At 66.9% G+C, this 20,738-nt stretch carries 15 protein-coding genes and 1 tRNA gene; 9 read left to right on the forward strand and 7 right to left on the reverse strand.

The genetic code is table 11. The features are described from left to right. Window positions 1-24 precede the first annotated feature (24 nt). On the reverse strand, window positions 25-2,538 hold the full coding sequence (locus tag ACFRAQ_RS07155) for a protein kinase (RefSeq protein WP_379095177.1): 2,514 nt from the start codon (window positions 2,536-2,538) through the stop codon (window positions 25-27). A 294-nt stretch (window positions 2,539-2,832) separates the two neighbouring features. On the opposite strand from ACFRAQ_RS07155, the gene ACFRAQ_RS07160 reads away from it, so the two are divergent. After that, entirely contained in the window at window positions 2,833-4,224 is a 1,392-nt protein-coding gene (locus ACFRAQ_RS07160) for an FAD-binding oxidoreductase (protein WP_379095180.1), read from the forward strand. A 77-nt stretch (window positions 4,225-4,301) separates the two neighbouring features. Here the strand turns inward: ACFRAQ_RS07160 and ACFRAQ_RS07165 are convergent, their stop codons facing one another. From ACFRAQ_RS07165 to aceE, 6 genes are all read right to left on the reverse strand, one after another. Then, window positions 4,302-5,732, reverse strand: coding sequence for a carboxyl transferase domain-containing protein (locus tag ACFRAQ_RS07165; protein WP_357098102.1), 1,431 nt, complete (start codon window positions 5,730-5,732; stop codon window positions 4,302-4,304). Between the two features lie 180 nt (window positions 5,733-5,912). Beyond that, the gene (locus ACFRAQ_RS07170; RefSeq protein WP_213560178.1) at window positions 5,913-7,163 is read right to left on the reverse strand and encodes a KasA/KasB family beta-ketoacyl-ACP synthase; all 1,251 of its coding nucleotides are present in this window, start codon (window positions 7,161-7,163) and stop codon (window positions 5,913-5,915) included. 10 nt (window positions 7,164-7,173) lie between these two features. Beyond that, window positions 7,174-7,473, reverse strand: coding sequence for a meromycolate extension acyl carrier protein AcpM (gene acpM, locus ACFRAQ_RS07175; RefSeq protein WP_357098105.1), 300 nt, complete (start codon window positions 7,471-7,473; stop codon window positions 7,174-7,176). Between the two features lie 94 nt (window positions 7,474-7,567). After that, complete coding sequence (locus ACFRAQ_RS07180) at window positions 7,568-8,482, reverse strand: ACP S-malonyltransferase (protein ID WP_379095185.1); 915 nt, start codon at window positions 8,480-8,482, stop codon at window positions 7,568-7,570. Between the two features lie 128 nt (window positions 8,483-8,610). Beyond that, window positions 8,611-9,942 (reverse strand): PucR family transcriptional regulator, encoded by a 1,332-nt coding sequence (locus tag ACFRAQ_RS07185; RefSeq protein WP_379095188.1) that lies wholly within the window; start codon window positions 9,940-9,942, stop codon window positions 8,611-8,613. Window positions 9,943-9,957: 15 nt separating this feature from the next. Further along, complete coding sequence (gene aceE, locus ACFRAQ_RS07190) at window positions 9,958-12,858, reverse strand: pyruvate dehydrogenase (acetyl-transferring), homodimeric type (protein ID WP_379095191.1); 2,901 nt, start codon at window positions 12,856-12,858, stop codon at window positions 9,958-9,960. A gap of 231 nt (window positions 12,859-13,089) precedes the next feature. On the opposite strand from aceE, the gene ACFRAQ_RS07195 reads away from it, so the two are divergent. From ACFRAQ_RS07195 to ACFRAQ_RS07230, 8 genes are all read left to right on the forward strand, one after another. Beyond that, window positions 13,090-13,653: a hypothetical protein gene (locus ACFRAQ_RS07195; RefSeq protein WP_379095194.1), complete on the forward strand. Its 564-nt coding sequence runs from the start codon at window positions 13,090-13,092 to the stop codon at window positions 13,651-13,653. A 187-nt stretch (window positions 13,654-13,840) separates the two neighbouring features. Continuing rightward, window positions 13,841-14,263 (forward strand): DUF3052 domain-containing protein, encoded by a 423-nt coding sequence (locus tag ACFRAQ_RS07200; RefSeq protein WP_357098200.1) that lies wholly within the window; start codon window positions 13,841-13,843, stop codon window positions 14,261-14,263. A 122-nt stretch (window positions 14,264-14,385) separates the two neighbouring features. Continuing rightward, window positions 14,386-14,850 (forward strand): peroxiredoxin, encoded by a 465-nt coding sequence (locus tag ACFRAQ_RS07205; protein ID WP_379095197.1) that lies wholly within the window; start codon window positions 14,386-14,388, stop codon window positions 14,848-14,850. A 28-nt stretch (window positions 14,851-14,878) separates the two neighbouring features. Further along, window positions 14,879-14,950: transfer RNA gene (locus ACFRAQ_RS07210), tRNA-Val, on the forward strand. A 406-nt stretch (window positions 14,951-15,356) separates the two neighbouring features. Next, window positions 15,357-16,616: a lipase family protein gene (locus ACFRAQ_RS07215; RefSeq protein WP_379095200.1), complete on the forward strand. Its 1,260-nt coding sequence runs from the start codon at window positions 15,357-15,359 to the stop codon at window positions 16,614-16,616. Window positions 16,617-16,857: 241 nt separating this feature from the next. Then, window positions 16,858-18,012: an alkane 1-monooxygenase gene (locus ACFRAQ_RS07220; RefSeq protein ID WP_379095203.1), complete on the forward strand. Its 1,155-nt coding sequence runs from the start codon at window positions 16,858-16,860 to the stop codon at window positions 18,010-18,012. A gap of 524 nt (window positions 18,013-18,536) precedes the next feature. Further along, window positions 18,537-19,679, forward strand: a complete 1,143-nt coding sequence (locus tag ACFRAQ_RS07225) for a lipase family protein (protein ID WP_379095874.1) — start codon at window positions 18,537-18,539, stop codon at window positions 19,677-19,679. 440 nt (window positions 19,680-20,119) lie between these two features. Next, window positions 20,120-20,722 carry a TetR family transcriptional regulator gene (locus ACFRAQ_RS07230; protein WP_379095206.1) on the forward strand — a complete coding sequence of 201 codons (603 nt, stop codon included), beginning with the start codon at window positions 20,120-20,122 and terminating at the stop codon, window positions 20,720-20,722. The last annotated feature ends 16 nt before the right edge of the window (window positions 20,723-20,738 follow it).

Genomic DNA, 20,738 nt, shown 5'->3' on the forward strand with positions numbered 1-20,738 from the left:
CCGCGCTGGTTTCGATCGGCCGGATCACGCCGATCGCCGGTTATCGCCGGTGCGGGCCAACTCGGCCGCATTGACCACGCCCAGCGCGAGCAGCGTTGTCGAGAACAGCACGGGCAGGGCGAGAATCCAATGCTCGGCAGCGCTGTCGCCGATCGACACCGACTGAGTGATGAGCAGAACGCTGATCGCCGCTTCACCTGCCACGCAACCGATGGTGAGCAGGATGGCGAGCCGTCGCGGGTGGAGGGCCGACAGCGCGGCCGGGGCCAGAGCCAGAACTGCCGCCGAGGCGAACTGCCAGAGGAAATCCGTGCGCAGGATCGGCGGGATGATGGTGGACAACACGAGGACGGCACTCAGCAGCGCACAGCCCGACACCGCCAGAGCCGCCGTGGCGATCGCGAATCGGCCACTCGGCCACCGGAGTTCGAATCGAGGCGCGCCGAGCAGCACCGTCGCCGCGGCCAGGAGCCCCGCCAGACCCAGGAACAGGTGCGCGTTCAGCGCGAAGTGCGCGCCGGTGGACGTCGCGAACCCCGGACGATCCGAGGCGATCCAACCCTCCAGCCGGGCGATGACGATGGCGCCCCACGGACTGGTCAATGCGAACCCCGCGACCAGTGCCTGCCGCGTGGTCCGATGCGGCCGTGGGAAGAACGTGAACAGCCCTGCGATGACCGACATCCAGGTCACGGCCGCCAGATACCAGGAGCCGTGCGCGAGAACGTCATCGAACGAGTACGCCGCGTCGTACTCGGCGGAATCGGCGAAGGGCATATGCCGACTGTCCAGCAACACGCCACCCGCGACCAGCGCCGCAACTCCGGACAGCGCGGTGGTGACACCGGCGACCTTGCCACGCCGACCCGCGAGCCCACTGTCCTGTCGCGCACGCTGATTCGCCTCGCGTCGTCGCGCCCTCGGGGGAGCGCCGGCCGCCGCGACCGTGTCCGCACCCTTCGGGGTCGCTTCGGCCCGCGGTCCGGTTCGCACGCTGTTCTGCTCGGGAATCGGATTTCGCCCCGCGTCGCCCTGGTTCGCGCGACCGGAATCGGCCCGCCGAAGCCGGCCGTGCCGGGGTACGTCTCCTTCTCCCGCTGAACCTTCGCGATCGCCGAGCGGATCGGGTTCGCCGTGGGATCCAGGCGCTACGCCGAATTGCCTGCTCGACAATGAATCCGGGTGGTCCGCTTCCCGAACGGCAGCTGTGGCTCCGGATACTTCGGCGAGCGCCGCGGGCTGCGTGTGCTCGCGCCTCGGGCGGCTGCCGGGCATGCGCGGGCTGTCCATGGTCGAGGCTCCGCCCAGGACCTCGCGGGCATAGGACGCGACGGCGGGGTTGTCGTGGAGTGCTATGTAGTGCAGGGCTTTTCGGGCGACATCGGCTTGGAGCTGATCGGATGACGAGAGGCGGATGCTCAGGGCCTGTACTGCGCCGCGACGAATCTCCGGATGGGGGCTGTCGAGGGCGACCCGGATCGACTCGGGGATGCCTGTCAGGGCACCGTGATCGGCGGAACTCGTTGGACTGATAGGGGATTCGTCAGCTCTCGCCGTGGCGGGTTCGGGTTCGAAGGTGGGCGGGAGGTGGTTGGCGGGGGTCGGGGAGGAGGTGGCGGGGAGGGTGTGGATGAGTTCAGGGTGGGGCGGGGCGGCGAGAGTTGGGGCGGTGCGGGGGTTCGCGGGGCGGGATCGGGTCAGGATCTGGGTGGCGGCTTCGGCCAGGGCGGCGCAGGTGGGGTAGCGGTCGGCGGGGTTCTTGGCGAGGGCTGTGGCGATGACGTCGTTGATGCCCGAGGGGAGTTCGGGGCGGATGTCGGTGGGGCGGGGCGGAGGAGTTTTGAGGTGGGCGGCGATGACGGCGGCCTGGTCGGTGCGCGGGAAGGGCTGACGGGCGGTGAGGAGTTCGTAGAAGGTGCAGCCCAGGGAGTAGATGTCGGCGCGGTGGTCGGCGGTGGCGCCGTCGAAGCGTTCGGGGGCTGCGTAGGCGAAGGTCGCGGCGGTGCCGGTGAGGGTGAGGGTGTCGTCGAGGGCGCGGGCGATGCCGAAATCGGTGAGTACGGCGCGATTTCGGTCCGCGCCGGGATGAGCGGGGTCGTCGTCGAGAAGGATGTTGCCGGGCTTCACGTCGCGGTGCAGGATGCCGTGGCGGTGGGCGTAGTCCAGCGCGCGAGCGGCGTCGGTCAGGATGCGGACCGCGTGGTCGTCGGGGAGGGGGCCGCCGCGCGTGGTCATCCGCTGCGCCACATCACCGCCGCCGACGTATTTCATGCTGATCCACGGCAGGTCGGCGTCGGAGGCCGCACGGTCGTAGATGGCCACGATGTTCGGGTGCTCCAGGCGGGCCGCGAGCGCCGCCTCCCGTTCGAAACGGGCCCGCCCCCGGGTGTCCGCGGCGATCAGCTCACCCAGCACCTTCAGCGCGACCAGCCGGTTCAGCCGGGGATTGCGGGCCAGATACACGACCCCCATGCCGCCCGTGCCGAGCGTTCGCTCGATCGTGAACCCCGAGAATTCCGCCCCCGGATCGAGCCGCATACCGCCGCCTCCGCCAGTCACCCCAATGCCAGCCAGGTCACCATACGCCCGGCCACCGGCCCCCGCCCGGCGTTTTGCCACCCGGCGCGCCGCACGAGCGGGACACGCGCCACACGCGACTCGCCGACCATTTCGGCGCGCACCGGCCCATGAACCCGTTCCGCGTCTCCTGCGTACTTCCGGAACACCCGAGCGGCGGCGTTCAATAGGGCGAATGACCGATGTGCTGTGAACCCGTACAGCGCAGCCTGAATTTCGCCACGGAGGCAGACCGACACCTTTGAGGAGCGGACCATGACCACTGCGGAAATCGATATCGAGGGACTGCGCTCGGCCGTCGACGGGGTGGTGATCACGCCCGCCGACCCCGACTACGACACGGCCCGTCAAGTCTGGAACGGCGGCATCGACCGCCGCCCGGCCGTCATCGTCCGCCCCGCCTCCGCGGCGGGTGTCGCGGCCGCCGTGCTGGCCGCACGCCAGTACAACCTCGAGATCACCGTGCGCGGCGGCGGCCACAACTACGCGGGCCACGCGGTCGCCGACAACGCCATGATGATCGACCTGCGAACCCTCGATTCGGTCACCGTCGACACCGACGCCGCGCTCGCGCACATCGGGGGCGGCGCCACCTGGGCGCAGGCCGACGCCGCGATCTCGCCGCACGGCTTGGGCGTCACGGGTGGCTTCATCTCCAGCACCGGCGTCGGCGGCCTCACCCTGGGCGGCGGCATGGGCTGGCTCACCATGCGCTGCGGACTGAGCTGCGACAACCTGGTCGCCGCCGAGGTCGTCACCGCCGACGGCCGCGTCGTGGTCGCCTCACCGCGCGAGAACGCCGAACTGCTGTGGGGATTGCGCGGCGGCGGAGGCAATTTCGGCATCGTCACCACCCTCACCTTCGCCCTGCACGACGTCCCGGCGCTGGCCCAGCTCACCATGCTGTGCTTCGCCCCCGAGCACGCCGCCGCCGGCCTCGCCGCGGGCCGCGAACTCATCGCCACGCTGCCCAAGGGCTACGGCGGCGTGATCTTCGCGGTCAGCGCCCCGCCCGCGCCGTTCGTGCCCGAGCACTATCAGGGGCAGCCCGGATTCGTGGTGATGGTGGCGGGCTTCGGTGACCCGATGGAACTCGAGGCCATCGTAAAACCGATGCGTGACGCCGCCCCGGCCCCCGCCTGGGAACTGGTCACCCCCATCCCGTACACCGCGCTGCAGCAGATGTTCGACGAGTCGGCCCCGCCCGGAATGCACGCGTACGAGAAGTCGCTCTACGTCGATGACCTGTCCGACGCCGTCCTCGCCGCCCTGATCAGTACCTTCCCGCAGCGGCGCTCCCCGATGACCCTGATCCCGATCTTCGCGCTGCGCGGCCGCTACAGCGAAATCCACGAGGACACAACGGCATTCAGTGGCTCCCGGAACCCCTGCTGGGCCATCAACATCAGCGCCATCACCCCGGACCCGGACGAATTCGCCGCCGAACGCCAGTGGACCCGCGACCTCTGGGACGCACTGCGCCCGTACGCCAACTCCTCGGCGAGCTACGTCAACTTCCTCGTCGACGACGACCCCGCCCGGCTCCGGGAATCCTATGGCGAGAAGTATTCCCGCCTCACCGCCCTCAAAGCCGAGTGGGATCCCGACAACGTCTTCCACCACAACGCCAACATCCCTCCGGTCTGAACCGGAACTTCTTCTCCCACAACGAAAGCGGGCGGTCTCCGAAGAGACCGCCCGCTTTTACGTTGCCGCGTAACGAATTACAGCGGAATGTTCTTGTTGTGCTGCGGCCGCGACGGCGCGGCGGCCAGTGCGGCGGCGATGGTGGAGCGGGTCTTGGCCGGGTCGACGACCTCGTCCACGACACCGATCGCCATGGCGCGCTCGACACCGCCCGCGATCCGCTCGTGCTCCTCGGTGAGCCGCTCCAGCATGGCCTCGCGCTCCTCCTCGGGGGCGGCCGCGAGAGCCTTCTTGTGCAGGATGCCGACGGCGGCCTTGGCGCCCATGACCGCGACCTCGGAACCCGGCCACGCGTACACGGCCGTCGCGCCCAGCGAGCGGGCGTTCATGGCGATGTAGGCGCCGCCGTAGATCTTGCGGGTCACCAGGGTGACGCGCGGGACACGGGCCTCGGCGAACGCGTGCAGCAGCTTCGCGCCGCGGCGCACCACGCCCTCGAACTCCTGCGAGACGCCCGGCAGGTAGCCCGGCACGTCGGTGACGACGATCAGCGGGATGCCGAACGCGTTGCACAGGCGCACGAAACGCGAAGCCTTCTCGGCGCTTTCGGAGTTGAGGCAGCCACCCAGACGGATCGGGTTGTTGGCCAGCACGCCGACGGTACGGCCGCCGAGGCGGCCCAGACCGACCACCATGGACCGGGCGTACCCGCCCTGCAGTTCCTCGAAAGTGCTTTCGCCGTCGACATTGTCGAGCAGCTCGTTGATGATCGGCTTGACGTCGTAGGCGCGCTTGGCCGACTCCGGCATCATGGCCTTGAGGTCGACATCGCCGTGCGCGGCGGCGGCCAGGTCGAATTCGCCCTGCTCGGCGAACATCGAGACCAGGCGGCGCGCACGGTGCATCGCGTCCTGCTCGTCATCGGCGACGATGTGGCAGACGCCGGACTTCTTGCCGTGGGTGACCGGGCCGCCCAGGGTCGCCATGTCGACGCTCTCACCGGTCACCGTCTTCACGATGTCCGGACCGGTCACGAAGACCCGGCCTTCCGGAGCCATGATGACGATGTCGGTCAGCGCCGGCCCGTAGGCGGCGCCACCGGCGGCGAAGCCGAGCACCACGGAGATCTGCGGGACCTGGCCGGACGCGCGGACCATGGCCTCGAAGACCAGACCGACGGCGTGCAGGGCCTCGACGCCCTCCGCCAGTCGCGCCCCGCCCGAATGCCACAGGCCCACAACGGGAATCTTGGAGTCGATGGCGGTATCGATCGCATCGACGATGTGCTTGCACCCCTCGACGCCCATGGCGCCGCCCATCACGGTCGCATCGGAGCAGTAGGCGACGGTGCGGACACCGTCGATCTCACCGATGGCGGCGAGCACGCCGGACTTGTCGCGGGGGTGGAGCGGGAGAACGGTTCCGGGATCGAAGAAGCGCTGCAACCGACCCAGCGGGTCACGGGGATCGGTCGTGGTGTCCGCGTGTGCGGGGGCCATGATGGTCATCGCAAACTCTCCTCATGAGGAAAATGCGGTCGCTGAGAGCGGCTGCGAAATGTCGAAATCCCGGCAGGGGATCAAGGTTTGGGATCTCGATCCGAAAATCCCCTGCCGGGACCGCTTGTCTTACTGACCGGTTCTAGAAGTGCGCGGTTCGTCTAGACGGTTGATCGTGAAAACTGCGCGTCAGTACCGGCCGAAGGCGAGCGCGACATTGTGCCCACCGAAACCGAAGGAATTGTTGATCGCGTACTGAATGTCCTGATGGCGCGCAGCGCCGTGCACGACGTCCAGATCGATCGCCGGATCCTGGTTCTCGAGGTTCAGCGTCGGAGGGACGACACCGTCCCGGATGCTGAGCACCGTGAGAATCGACTCGAGTGCGCCGACGGCGCCGATCGAGTGGCCCAGGGCCGACTTGGGTGCGTAGACCGACGCGTGCTTGACGCCGGCCTTGTGAATCGCGTTGGCCTCCGCGGTGTCACCCACGGGGGTGGCGGTCGCGTGAGCGTTCACGTGGGTGATGTCCGAAGCGGACAGACCCGCGGTCTGCATCGCGCGCTGCATGGCACGAGCCGCACCGCTGCCCTCCGGATCGGGAGCCACGAGGTGGAACCCGTCGGAGGTGATACCCGCGCCCATGAGGCGGGCGTGGATGGTGGCGCCACGAGCCTTGGCGTGCTCCTCGGTCTCCAGGACCATGAGCGCGCCCGCTTCGCCGAAGACGAAGCCGTCGCGATCCTTGTCGAAGGGACGCGAGGCGCCCTTCGGATCGTCGTTGCGGGTCGACATGGCCCGCATCATGGAGAACGCGGCGATCGGAATCGAGTCGATGAAGCCCTCGACACCGCCGGTGACCACCATGTCGGCGTCACCCATGACGATCATCCGCCAGGCGTTGGCGATGGCCTCCGAACCCGACGAGCAGGCCGAGACCGGAGTGACCACTCCCGCGCGGGCCTTGAGCTCGAGGCCGACCACGGCGGACGGACCGTTCGGCATGACCATCTGAACGGCCAGCGGCGAAACCTTGCGGTAGCCACCGTTCTTCAGCTTGTCCACCGAATCGATCAGCGCGTCGCCGCCGCCGAGACCGGTACCGATGGCCACACCCAGCCGCAGCGGGTCGACCTCGGGGGTGCCGGCGTTCTTCCAGACCTCACGACCGAGCACGGTGGCCAGTCGCTCGACATACGCCATGCGGCGGATCTCGACCCGCTCGAGCAGAGTGTCCGGCGACACCTTCAGGTGGCCGCCGATACGAACCGGAAGGTCGTACTCCGCAATGAAGTCGTCCTCGAGCGTGTCGATGCCGCTCTCGCCATTGAGGAGGCCCTTCCACGTCGCATCGACGTCACCGGCGATCGACGTGGTCGCCGCCATGCTCGTTACGACGACGTTGGGAAAGTTCCCGTTCAAGGTGGAAGGAGTGGTCACGGTGTCGGTCCTACTCGCCCTGGTGCTTGGCCTTGAGGGCCTCGGCAGCCTCGGAGTTCTCGGCCTCGAGCTTCTGGATGTACGCCACCGCGTCGCCGACGGTCTTCAGGCTCGCCAGGTCCTCGTCCGGGATCTTGACGCCGTACTTGTCCTCGGTCTGGACGGCGATCTCGACCATGGACAGCGAGTCGATGTCCAGGTCGTCGACGAAGGACTTCTCGATGGTGACCTCGGAGGGCTCGATACCGGTCACCTCTTCGATGATCTTACCGAGCTCTTCGACGATCTGTTCCTGGGTCAGAGCGGCCACTGTGGTGGCTCCTTATCTTCTGTAGAGGGGTGGGGATTCATTGTTTGCGACCCGGTGCTCCATCGCCGTTGATGGGAGCGGGCCGCCAGCCAAGCTAGCTTGCTGAAGTCAGCTCGGCGAGCGCGGGGAGATCCGCGGGGGTCTTCAGCGCCAGGTTCGGGGTGCCCTTGAGCTCCCGCTTGGCGATGCCGACCAGGGTGCCCGCCGGTGGCAACTCTGCCACCGCGGAAACCCCTGCCGCACGGATCGTTTCGGTGCACAGGTCCCAGCGCACGGGGCGCGTGACCTGAGCAGCGAGCTTGTCGATCGCATCCTTGCCCGAGCTGACCGGCTGCCCGTCGAAGTTCGACAGCAGGGTCCGGACCGGCTCGTTCGGGACGATCTGGGCGATGGCCTCCGCCACCGCGTCCTGGGCGGGTGCCATGAACGCGGTATGGAAGGCGCCGGCGACCGGCAGAGCACGGACGCGGGCCTTTTCGGGCGGGTTCGCGGCCAGGGCCTCGAGCGCCTTGAGCTTACCCGCGGCCACGATCTGACCCACCGCATTGCGGTTGGCCGGGACCAGGCCGAGTTCCTCGAGACGAGCGAGAACCTCCGCTTCGTCACCACCGAGCAGCGCGGACATTCCGGTCGGCTCGAGCGCGCACGCCTTGGCCATCTCCGCACCGCGGATGGCGGCCAGGGTGACCGCGTCGTCGGCGGAGATGACTCCGGCGACGGCGGCGGCGGCGAACTCACCGACCGAGTGTCCGGCGACGACTGTATCGGCGGGCAGTGAATCCTGCGGGATTTCGGCGAAAGCCAGCAGGGCGGCCGCGACGACGAGCGGCTGGGTGACAGCCGTGTCGACGATTTCTTCGGCGGTCGCAGTCGTGCCCAACCGCAGCAGGTCCAGCCCCGCGGCCTTGCCCCACAGCGCGACGCGGTCCGCGGCGCCGGGAAGCTCCAGCCATGAGGTGAGCATGCCGGGTGTCTGTGAGCCCTGTCCGGGCGTGAGCAATGCGATCACGGGTTTAAGAAAACACTGTGAGGCGGCTCTCACGAGATGTCGGCGCGAATGAAGCTTCGTTGGCAGTTTTGTGAGGAGTCCACAAAAGACCACGTGGGTTGTCCGGATCGCCCCATCCTCGAATCTCGTTACACCCCATCCTTGGGCTCTGTGACGGGAGTCACGTCAGTGGCAGGAGTGGGTGATTCGTTACGGGTTCGTGTCAGCCGGCCTACTGTGGCCGCGATCCGTAACACATAGGCATCGCGCGGATTCATCGGATCCCGACCCGTGATGTCGCCGATCCGCTTGAGGCGATAGCGCACCGTATTTGGATGAACGAACAGCTGGCGGGCGCAGGTTTCGACGGCTCCACCGCAATCCAGATACGCGTCCAGCGTGTCCGACAAATCGGCGCTGGCGGCGGCCAACGGTAGCACGAGAAGCTCGTTCAGGGCGTCGATGGCGGCGCGGTCCCCGAGCAGGGCACGTTCGGGCAACAATTCGGACGCGTGCACAGGTCGGGGGGCTCCCCGCCAGCCCACCACGGCCTCCATCCCGGCCATCGCCTCCACCGAACTCACGTGCGCCGCGGACAGCGCGCGCATGGTCGGGCCGATCACCACCGGGCCCTCACTGAAGGCATCCGCCAGCAGATCCGCCAGGAACTGCGACGGATACATCGGGTCCCCGAGATGTCCGCTGACTACCATTACCAGCCGCGAACCCTGCACGACGGCGAGCGCGTTGCGGCCGTGCCGGGCGGCCACCGCATGTACGGAACTGACAACGGCCACCTGATCCTTGGGTGGAGTGCCCACGAGAACGGTGGCCGGTGCTGTCGCATCCCAATTGAGGGTGGACGCGCGGGAGAGCATCTCCGGGCCGTTGTCGCCGCGCACCACGGCGTCGACGACCAAGGCTTCCAATCGGGTGTCCCACGCGCCGCGCGACTCCGCGGCCGAGGCGTACACCGAGGCGGCGGCGAATCCGAGCTCACGCCCGTAGCGCAGCACCGCCTCGGTCAACGCCACCAGCTGCCGGTCGTTGCGGGCCAGCGCCGGCAGCCACTGTTCGAAGAACTCCATGGCCACCCGGACCATGTCGACGGTCTGGCGCAGTGTCAGCCGCCGCGCCAGATCGTCCGGAATCACCTGGAAGGCATCGAGACTGAACCGGATGTCGGACTCCGGGTCCTGCAACCATTCCAGGAAGTTCACCACCGCCGTCTGCACCAGCATCTGCACCCCGGCCCGCTGGGCGGCATCCAGATTGGCGAAGAACGGCAACCGATCCTGCATCGAGGCCACGGCCTCGGTCGACAGGCGACCGGAGAACTGCTTGACCCGTTTCAGGAGGGTGTCCGGAAGCGGGTCGCGCGTCTGCCGATTCGGGGAGAGCGCGCCGGTCGGAAGATAGACCTCGTGGGAGGAGGTGCCCTCTTCGTTTATCCGGCGCGGCCTCGGCGGTTTACGTTCCACAGTTCTTATGTTCGGCTATGCGTCGCCGCCTTCGGTACCGGGTGCCGCCTTCGGCGCGGCGTTCACGTCGTCGACGCCGTACCGGCGGGCCGCCTCGGCCACCGTCGCCTGCGCGATCCGGCCCTGATTGGCCAGTCCCTGCAGCGCGGCCACCACGATGGACGCGGCATCCACATTGAAGACGCGGCGCGCGGCCGGGCGGGTGTCGGAGAAACCGAAACCGTCCGTGCCCAGGGTGATGTACTCGCCCGGCACCCACTGGCGGATCTGATCGGGCACCGCGCGCATCCAGTCCGAGGCCGCCACGAACGGGCCCTGCGCCTTGGACAGCACCTCGGTGATGTACGGCAGGCCCTGATCCTGGTCGGGGTGGCGCAGTTTCGCGATCTCCTTGGACAGCGCCTCCTTGCGGAGCTCGCCCCACGAGGTCACCGAGTAGACGTCGGCCTGCACGTTCCAGTCCTGGGCCAGCATCTCCTGCGCGCGCAGACCGTCGGGCATGGTGACGCCCGCGACCAGGATGTTCGCGCGCAGGATTCCCGCCGAACCGGGCTGATAGAGGTAGATGCCCTTCAGCAGGCCCTCGACGTCGAGGCCCTCCGGCTCGGCCGGCTGGACATACGGCTCGTTGTAGAGGGTGATGTAGTAGAAGATGTCCTCGCCGCCGAACTCGTGGTGCACCGAGTGCGATTCGGGATCGGTGCCCGGCAGCGCCTCCTGATACCCGGTGGCCACGCCGCCGCCGTACATGCGGCGCATGCCGTCGCGCACGATGTGGGCGATCTCGAAGGAGAAGGCCGGGTCGTAGGCGACGCAGGCGGGGTTGGTGGACGCCAGCAACAGCGAATGACCGTCGTTGTGCTGCAGGCCCTCACCGGTCAGCGTGGTTCGCCCGGCCGTTGCTCCGAGCACGAAACCGCGGGCCATCTGATCCGCGGCCGCCCACAGGCCGTCGCCGGTGCGCTGGAAGCCGAACATCGAATAGAAGATGTAGAGCGGGATCATCGGCTCGCCATGCGTCGAGTACGAGGTGCCGACCGCGGTGAAGCTGGCGGTCGAACCGGCCTCGTTGATGCCCTCGTGCAGGATCTGGCCGATGCTCGACTCTTTGTAGGCAAGCATCAATTCCGCGTCGACCGATGTGTACAACTGGCCGTTGCGGTTGTAGATCTTCAACGAAGGGAACCACGAGTCCATGCCGAAGGTGCGGGCCTCGTCGGGGATGATCGGGACGATGCGCTTGCCGATCTCCTTGTCGCGCAACAGTTCCTTCATCAGGCGCACGAAGGCCATGGTGGTGGCCACGCTCTGTTTGCCCGAACCCTTGCGGACCGAACGGTAGGCCTCGTCGCCGGGAAGTTGCAGGGGCTTGGACATGGTGCGGCGCTCGGGGACGAAACCGCCGAGCTGGCCGCGGCGGGCCATCATGTACTGGATCTCGGGGGCGTCCATGCCGGGGTGGTAGTACGGCGGCAGGTACGGATTCGCCTCGAGCTCGGCGTCGGTGATCGGAATGCGCTGCACGTCGCGGAACGCCTTCAGATCGTCGAGGGTCATCTTCTTCATCTGGTGGGTGGCGTTGCGGGCCTCGAAGTGCTTGCCCAGGCCGTACCCCTTGATGGTCTTGGCGAGGATGACCGTCGGCTGGCCCTTGTGCGCCATGGCCGCGGCGTAGGCGGCGTAGATCTTGCGGTAGTCGTGGCCGCCGCGCTTGAGGTTCCAGACCTCGGAGTCCGACAGGCCCTTCACCAGTTCCTTGGTGCGCGGATCGCGGCCGAAGAAGTGCTCGCGCACGTAGGCGCCGTCATTGGCCTTGTAGGTCTGGTAGTCGCCGTCGGGGGTGGTGTTCATCAGGTTGACCAGCGCGCCGTCGCGGTCGGCCTGCAGCAGCGAGTCCCACTCGCGGCCCCACACCACCTTGATGACGTTCCAGCCGGCGCCGCGGAAGAACGACTCCAGCTCCTGAATGATCTTGCCGTTGCCGCGGACCGGGCCGTCGAGGCGCTGCAGGTTGCAGTTGATGACGAAGGTCAGGTTGTCCAGGCCCTCGTTGGCGGCCACCTGGATCAGGCCGCGCGACTCCGGCTCGTCCATCTCGCCGTCGCCGAGGAACGCCCACACGTGCTGATCGGAGGTGTCCTTGAGGCCGCGGTCGTGCAGGTAGTGGTTGAAGCGGGCCTGATAGATGGCGTTCATCGGGCCCAGACCCATGGAGACCGTGGGGAATTCCCAGAAATCCGGCATCAGGCGCGGGTGCGGGTACGACGAGAGGCCCGCGCCCGGACCGCCGTGGCTGTACTCCTGGCGGAAGCCGTCCATCTGATCCTCGGACAACCGGCCCTCGAGGAACGCGCGGGCGTAGATGCCGGGGGAGGCGTGGCCCTGGATGAACACCTGGTCGCCGCCGCCGGCGTGGTCCTTGCCGCGGAAGAAGTGGTTGAAACCGACCTCGTAGAGCGCCGCCGAGGACGCGTAGGTCGAAATGTGGCCGCCCACACCGATTCCCGGGCGCTGGGCGCGGTGAACCATGACGGCGGCGTTCCAGCGGATGTAGGCGCGGAAGCGGCGCTCCACCTCCTCGTCGCCGGGGAACCACGGCTCGTTCTCGGTGGGGATGGTGTTGACGTAGTCGGTGGAGGTCAGCGCGGGGATCGCGACGTGGCGTTCACCGGCGCGCTCCAGCAGGCGCAGCATGAGGTAGCGGGCGCGGCCGGGGCCCTCGCGGGTCAGCATTTCGTCGAAGGAGTCGAGCCATTCGCTGGTCTCCTCCGGGTCGATGTCCGGCAGGTATGACGCCACCCCCTCGCGAATCACTCGAACCCGGCCCCCCGCCGGGCTTTTGCGTGCCGATCCGCCCTGGGGTTCCTGTGACCCGTTGGTGGAGTTCGACGACGTAGGGTGCATCAAGTCGGTCAAGACGATTGCTCCTCGTACACATGGGGTGGGACATCTGGTGTGGCGTCAATACCCCGGGTAGCCGTTGGTGCGCGGCGTACCCGTTAACGATTGGTTGGGGCGCATCTCACATCCTTGCCGATGATGCGGCCCAGGTCATCATGTCAGCCGGAAATCCAGTACCGTGGCGCAGGGAACCGCGCCGCTCGCGACTGGTTCCATCACTTCCGGGCTGGATCGGGGAGGAACCGAGTGAAGCTGCTGAACCCGAGGGGGTTCGGATTGCTGTGCGCGTCCGCGGCGGTGGCGGCCGGACTGGCGCTGGCCGGGTGCACGAACACGGTCGAGGGTACCCCGACGGCGAATCAGGTTCAGGTGTCGTCGTACAAGGCCGACGCGGCCACCTCGGCGGCGGCGGCCAGCTCCTCGAAGGCGGCCGCGGCGAAGGCGAAGGCGACCGCGGACAACTGCGGTCCGTTCCGCAAGACCACCGGCACCCAGGTCGATCGCTACAACGAGTTCGTGGACGCGCACGACGCGAACGACGTGAGCGCGGCCGACAAGAACGCCAAGCGTGACACCGCGGCCCAGGCGCTCGAGGACGCGGCCAAGACGGTCGAGGCTCAGGTGACCGCGTCGGGGCCGGACCTGTCGCCGGAGGTGGCGCAGAAGTTCACCGACTACGTGTCCGCGGCCCGGGATCTGGCGGCGTCGGTGCGGAAGCTGACCACCAACTCCTCCGTCGCGCCGTTGAACGACGCGAGCCGGAAGGTCAACGACACGTTGACCGCGGTTCGCAATGCCTGCCCGGTCTGAACGCCGCTCCTGCTCGGAGCCCGATCGATCGGCCAGGTCGGAGGGGGTCTGGGCGGGCTGTCCACTGAGCCCCGGCGGTCTCACATACGACATTTAGGGTGCGATTTCGGCCGATCGGCTTGCGCTGGGGGCTTTTACCATGTTCGCTTGCAACTACCTATTGTCGGGAATTGAGGAGGACACCACCGTGGTCGCCGCGGCGGACGCGCAGAACTACGCTCAGAAGCTTGGCATTTCACACGACATGGTGGTTCAGGAACTGGGCTGGGACGAAGACGCCGACGACGCGCTTCGCTCCGACATCGAAGAGGCCACCGGATCCGAGCTGCTCGACGAGGACACCGATGAAGTAGTCGACGTCGTGCTGCTCTGGTGGCGGGACGGTGACGGCGACCTGGTCGATGAACTGCTCAATGTGATCACCCCGCTCGCCGACGACGGCGTCGTGTGGGTGCTCACGCCCAAGACCGGTCAATCCGGCCATGTCGATCCGAGTGAGATCGCCGAGTCGGCCACCCCCGCCGGCCTCACCTCGACCACTCCGGTCTCCCTGGGCACCTGGACGGGCACCAAGCTCACCCAGCCCAAGACACCCTCCAAGCAGCGCTGAGGCCTTCCACTAAGGTTTTCGGTGAACCGGGTGCACCCGGTGGATCGGCTCGTCCGATCCACCGGGTCGCACGCGGCGCCGCGTCGCACGCTGCGTCGCCACATCAGGATGGAGGGGAACGCATGCCGCTCGAGATCGGTACGCTCGCACCGGACTTCACGTTGAAGGACCAGAACAACCAGGACGTCACCCTGTCGGGCTTCCGTGGTGAGAAGAACGTCCTCATCGTCTTCTACCCCCTCGCCTTCACCGGCATCTGCCAGGGCGAACTCTGCAAGGTCCGCGACGAACTCCCCAAGTTCCAGAACGACAACGCGGAAATCCTCGCCATCTCCGTAGGCCCCCCGCCCACCCACAAGATCTGGGCAGCCGAACAGGGCTACACCTTCCCCCTGCTCTCCGACTTCTGGCCCCACGGCGAGGTGGCCCAGGCCTACGGCGTCTTCAACGCCAAATCCGGCTACCCCAACCGCGGCACCTTCGTCGTCGACAAGGATGGCATCATCCGCTTCGCGGAAATGAACGGCCCGGGCGAGCCCCGTGACCAGCAGGCTTGGGAAAAAGCCCTCGCCACATTAGATTCATAACCCGTCGCCCGGCATGTTCGGGCGATCAGGGCGTATAGCTCAGTGGTAGAGCTCTGGTTTTACACACCAGCGGTCGGGGGTTCGAAACCCTCTGCGCCCACTCTGGGAGAAGCAGGTCACGGCCTCGGTCGTCATCGATTCACCGATGGGGATGACGCGCCGCTCGAAGTCCTTGGGAGGCTTCGGCCGTCGGCCGGCCTTGTCCCATGCCCACTCGGCCCCATGCCCACTCGACACCGAGCGCTCGGCGCCCGCCGGCATCGTGGTCTTTCGCGGACATCGTCCGACACCCGCACCGCCGGCGGCCACGCAGCGACACGCAGTCGAATCGCCGTAGATGGACGCGAATTCGGCGTTTCTTCCGCTGCTTCACAAGGATTCGATAATCCGGCGTATAGCCTCAACACCCGATTCTGTGCCCTGGGTCGCTCACATCGCAGGAAGGATCGGAAGAATTGCGGAGCCGACTGTTTGGATTGGCTGCAGCTTTGACAGGAACTCTCGTCATGATCGGAGGGGGCGTCGCGAACACGGCGCTACTCGCCAGGGCCGAACCCGTCGCGGCAGGTGACGACTTCTACTTGCCGCCACCGCTACCGCCTGTACCGGGAGCCATCGTGCGCGCGGAACCGGCGCAGGTGGCTCTCTCCGCACCGGGAATGCCCGGCGTCGTTCCGGCCGCCGCGACGCGGCTGATGTACGTCAGCAGCGATACCCACGATGCGCCGACGGCGGTCGTGGGCACCTACCTGCAGCCGACTGTGCCGTGGACCGGGCCAGGCGAGCGCCCGTTGATCGCGTACGCGGGAGGCACGAAGGGGCAGGGCAACCAATGCGCGCCGTCGAAACTGATGACGCAGATCGTGCAATACCAGCCTCCGGCCGACGTCACGTTCGAATACGACCTGCTGGCGATCACGTCCCTGCTCACCCGCGGAATGGCGGTGGTGGTCACCGACTATCACGGGCTCGGTACCCCTGACGTGCACGACTACCTCAATCGCAAGGCACAGGCCTACGCCCTGCTGGATGCGGCGCGCGCCGCGGTGCAATTGCCCGGCAGCGGCCTCAACCCCGGTACGCCGGTCGCTCTCTACGGATACTCCCAGGGCGGGATGGCCTCTGCGGGAGCGGCCGAGCTGCAGTCGAGCTACGCGCCGGAGCTGAATGTCCGCGGTGCCTACGTAGGCGGTCCGGTGGTCGATGACGAGTACTTCATCGGGTACAACGACGGACGATCCCTCATGGCGCCTGCCACCGCGTGGATCCTCAACGGCATCGCCGCCGACTATCCCGAAACCCGCCCGATTCTCGACGCCGAGCTCAATGACACCGGTAAGGCGATCCTGCACGAATCTCTGGGCAAGTGCGCTGTCCCGATCGGCTTGGCCCAGGCACATCCGAACACCTCCGAATGGACGACCAGCGGCGAACCCATCACCGCGGTCATCGATCGGAACCCCGCGCTGAGTTCGGCCTTCGCCGAACAGCGCCTCGGCACGCTTTCCCCGTCGGTACCGGTCCTCACCGCCTCGGCCATGCACGACGAAGGGGCGCCGTACGCGCCGGTGCGGGCGATGGCGGCGGCATGGTGTGGTGACGGAGTGCCTGTCCAGCTCGATGCCAACGCCGAGATCCCCTCCGTCTCCGGCATGGTGGGAACGCATGTGATGGCCTTTTTCCCGGCGCTGGCAGTCTCACAGCAGTGGGTGACCGATCGGCTCGCCGGCGTGCCCGCCCCGAACAACTGCTGGTCGCTGCCCTGACCCTGTGACGTTCGGGCCACGATGCCCGGTAGCCGCGATTCGGCGCTCTTGCCGATCCGGCTACCGGGCATCACGCGTTCGAGCACAAGGTTGATTTGCCCGGTCAGTCCGTATTTTTGGCCGTTCCAGCAGAATTCGCGGTGGAAACCGCTAGCCTGGAGCGACGTTTGGGCCCAAACGATTTCGACCGCACACACTTTCGACCCAAGTGTTGTTCTGTTGAATCACGAGGCACATACACATGTCAATTTTTCAGAATTCGAAGGCGCGCGACCCCAAGCGATACCTATGGATTCTGGGGCTGATCGCTCCGTCGTGCGCTGTGGTTCCATCGCAATTGGTAGCCCGCACCGGGCTCCCCATATTCTGGTGGATCGGTCCGGTTTTCGTGCTCGGCCTGATCCCACTGCTGGATCTCTCGGTCGGCGATGACGGGAGCAATCCACGCGACGAGGACTACCAGTCGTTGTCCAACGACCGGTACTACCGGTGGTGTACGTATCTTTTTCTGCCGCTGCAGTTCGCCGGGCTGTTCGTGGCAGGCTATCTGTGGGCAAGTCCCGAGCTGAGCGTAGCCGACAAGCTCGGATTGGCTGTGACGCTCGGATTCGTGTCGGGCATCGGCATCAATGCCGCCCATGAACTGGGGCACCGAGTCGAACACCTGGAACGCTGGCTCGCGAAGGTCGCACTGGCACAATCGTGTTACGGGCACTTCTTCGTCGAACACAATCACGGCCATCACGTGCGCGTGGCGACGCCCGAAGATCCGGCCAGCGCCCGCTTCGGCGAGTCCCTGTGGGGATTCCTGCCACGCAGTGCGACGGGTGGCTTCCGCTCCGCCCTGAAACTGGAGCGGGAACGACTGCGCCGCAAAGGAAAACGTTGGCTCAGCCGAGACAATCAGCTCTTGCAGGCCTGGACGATGTCCGTCGCCCTGTGGGGCACCCTGATCGTCCTATTCGGCCCCGGCTTGATTCCGTATCTCGTAGTGCAGGCAATGCTGGGCGCCGGCCTGCTGGAAACCGTCAACTACATCGAGCACTATGGACTGCTGCGCCCGCGCCGCGCCAACGGCAAGTACGTACGGTGCTCCCCCCGCGACAGCTGGAACAGTGATCGCCTCGTCACGAACATCTTGCTGTTCCACCTCCAACGCCACAGCGACCATCACGCCAACCCAGGCCGCCGCTACCAAACCCTGCGCAGCTCCGAACAGGCCCCACAACTCCCGGCCGGATACGCCACCATGATCCTGCTCGCCGTCGTTCCTCCACTCTGGCGCGCAGTCATGGACCACCGCGTCCTCGAGCACTACGGCGGCGACCTGTCCCTCGTGAACAAAGGGGGGCCACCATTGACTACTCGGGACCCGTCATCGCTAGCCAAGAACTAGCCGGACCAGGGACCGCTGACTTTCACCAAGACTTGCGTCGCACGACGGCTCCCGGTGTGGGCACCAGCGGCGGCGGCAGGTAGAAGTCGTCGCCCACCGCGACGGGTAAATCAGTGGATGAAAAGCCGAACTCACGTCGGCCTACCGCGTGTCGTTATGGGATTGCCCCTCGTGTCGGCATTGCCAATTCGGGGATGTCTATGAATGACCTGTGCGCCCTACGAGATTAGGAGTCGTCGGATTGCGCAGGCGCGAGGGCTCGTTGATCGGGTGGCCGGCGTCGGGCAGGCGAGCAGGTGAATCCCGGTCTCGGGGAGGACTGTTGGCCGATCAATGACACACGCGCATTTTGACGTGTTGCTGGAAGTTGGCCGATATAGTCGCGTCAGAACTTGGACTGGCTTGTCGAACGACGTGAACAATTCATGGAGGTCAGACACGTGCTTGGTCGTTTTCCTGTTTTTCTCCGCAGCCGGTCGGCGAAAGTTGTGGTTGCGCTGGGTGGTGTGGTGCTCGGGTTGTCGATGACGACGACGGCTGCGGCGGATCCGATATATCCGATCCCCGATCCGGATCCGTTCTACGCCGCGCCGCCGGATCTGGCGGCACATCGGCCCGGTGATGTGCTCCGCACGCAGACACTGCCGCCGGTCGCCGTATTTCCCGGCGCCACCGTTACTCTGGTGCAATTCCGATCCACCAACTCCCAGGATGAGCCGATCGCGGCTACCACCACGGTCCTCACTCCGATCGGTCACCAGCCCGACGCGCCGTTGATGTCGTATCAGCACTTCATCAATGCGCTCGGCACCCGTTGCGCGGTGTCGCATCTGTTGTACTCCGACGATCCGAATCTCTTGGTGACGGCGTCGATTCTGAATGCGGTACTGGCGCAGGGCTGGAGCATTGCGCTGCCGGATCATCTCGGTCCGTACTTCGCATTCGGCGCGTCGCGTCTGGGTGGCCGGATCGTTCTGGACGGCGTCCGAGCGGTGAAACAGGTCCCGAAACTCGCTTCCCAGCAGAGTCCGATTACCTTGGCCGGCTACTCCGGCGGCGGCATGGCCACCGGGGCGGCGGCCGCGCTCCAACCGTCGTACGCGCCGGAGCTGAAACTCGCGGGCGCGGCCATCGGCGGTGCCCCGATGAACCTGGAGACGATGGTCGAGGCGCTGGGCTACGACCCGCACCCGGCCTTCGGGCTGGCCATGGCGGCGGCGATCGGCCTCGAGCGCGAATATCCGAGCCAACTGCCGATCAGCTCCTACCTCAACCAGCGTGGCTTGGCGATCCGCGATGGCATGGCCAATGACTGCACCAATCAGATCCTCGCCGAGGGCGTCGGCGGCAGCGCGGGGGCATTGATGACCGATGCCTCGAGCTTCAACGTCCGTGAAGGCCGGGAGGTGCTGCGGGAGAACAGCTTGGAACTCTTCGGCGAAGTGCCGCAAACACCGGTGTTCGAATGGCATTCACCTACCGACCCGCTGATTCCGGTCCAAGCGATCGACAACACCGACCGCCGGTGGTGTGCGGCCGGCGTTCCGGTGCAGACGCTGCACGTTCCCGCGCCCGAGCATCTGTCGGGAGCGGTGATGGGTGCCCCTGAGGTCCTGGCCTGGCTCAACGGCCGGGTTCGCGGCGAGCCGGCACCCAGTAACTGTTGACGGGTTGCCGTGACTTCACGGCCGGCGTTCTCACATGGTCCGGGCGGCCTGACAGGTCGCCCGGACCGGGCCGAGCAGACGGGATCGGGCGGCTCCGACTTCCCGCCCCGGCGGGGCGGTCGGCCGAGCTCGACGTTCTGACCGCCCGGTCTCGATGAGGTGCAATAGAGTCCACGCGAGACCGTAACAATCGTCTGGAAATCCAGGTCCCTCTCGGGACCCGAGTGTCAGCTGCGATCTTGTTTGCGCCGGTGGGGGTCAATCCCAATCCTCATCGGACCGTGCCGCGCGTGCTCTGAACGCGCTGGCGCTTCCGCTGACCGGAATCTCGACCCGGGCAAGGGGGAGGGTGGGGTCACGATGGCACGGTTGGTTGGGCTCGGCGGGTAATTTTGGCGGAGACGACAACGTCGGCAGGACATCACAGACGGAGGGACGCCGTGCCACGCATCGCGGAGGATCGGCTTCCGGCTCAGCCGAGTTCGCCCGAGCAGGAGTCGCGGCGTCAGGCGATCCTGCGTGCCGCGGCGCATCATGGGGCCGAGAAGGGGTTGGAGCGGGTTCAGATGCACGATGTGGCGAAGGATGCCGGGGTGGCGATCGCCACGCTGTATCGGTATTTTCCGTCGAAGACGCACCTGTTCAACGCGCTGTTGTCGGACCGGGTGAAGCATCTCGCCGAGGCGACTCCGCTGCCTCGGCCCGGCGTCGACCGGGTGCAGGCGGTCAGTGATCTGCTGGTCGAGGGTGGTCGGGAATTGTTGTCGCGACCGTTGCTCGCGCACGCGATGTTGCAGTCGAATCTGGCTGCCGTCGCCCAGGCCGGCGGTGTGGTGACCAACCGGTTCAGCGACTTGATCACGCAGCTGCTGGGGGTCGAACACGCGAGTGACGCCCAGGCCCGTCTGGTGCGCATCACCGAGGCGGCCTGGTACGGGGTGCTCAATGCGGCGCTGAACCATCACATCACCGCCGAGCAGGCCGAGGAGGACACGCGCGTCGCGTGCCGGAAGCTGCTGAGCGGTATCGGAGAACTGGCGTGATGTGATCGCGCCACGG

This window comes from Nocardia sp. NPDC056611, from assembly GCF_042792755.1.
In the GTDB taxonomy this organism is placed as follows: domain Bacteria; phylum Actinomycetota; class Actinomycetes; order Mycobacteriales; family Mycobacteriaceae; genus Nocardia.

What these genes read in the sequence shown, in the direction of transcription:
- ACFRAQ_RS07165 (WP_357098102.1), bottom strand. Translation starts at nt 5,732, where the DNA reads ATGACCATCATGGCCCCCGCACACGCGGACACCACGACCGATCCCCGT.
- ACFRAQ_RS07205 (WP_379095197.1), top strand. Translation starts at nt 14,386, where the DNA reads ATGCCGCTCGAGATCGGTACGCTCGCACCGGACTTCACGTTGAAGGAC.
- ACFRAQ_RS07215 (WP_379095200.1), top strand. Translation starts at nt 15,357, where the DNA reads ATGATCGGAGGGGGCGTCGCGAACACGGCGCTACTCGCCAGGGCCGAA.
- ACFRAQ_RS07220 (WP_379095203.1), top strand. Translation starts at nt 16,858, where the DNA reads ATGTCAATTTTTCAGAATTCGAAGGCGCGCGACCCCAAGCGATACCTA.
- ACFRAQ_RS07160 (WP_379095180.1), top strand. Translation starts at nt 2,833, where the DNA reads ATGACCACTGCGGAAATCGATATCGAGGGACTGCGCTCGGCCGTCGAC.
- ACFRAQ_RS07155 (WP_379095177.1), bottom strand. Translation starts at nt 2,538, where the DNA reads ATGCGGCTCGATCCGGGGGCGGAATTCTCGGGGTTCACGATCGAGCGA.
- ACFRAQ_RS07225 (WP_379095874.1), top strand. Translation starts at nt 18,537, where the DNA reads ATGACGACGACGGCTGCGGCGGATCCGATATATCCGATCCCCGATCCG.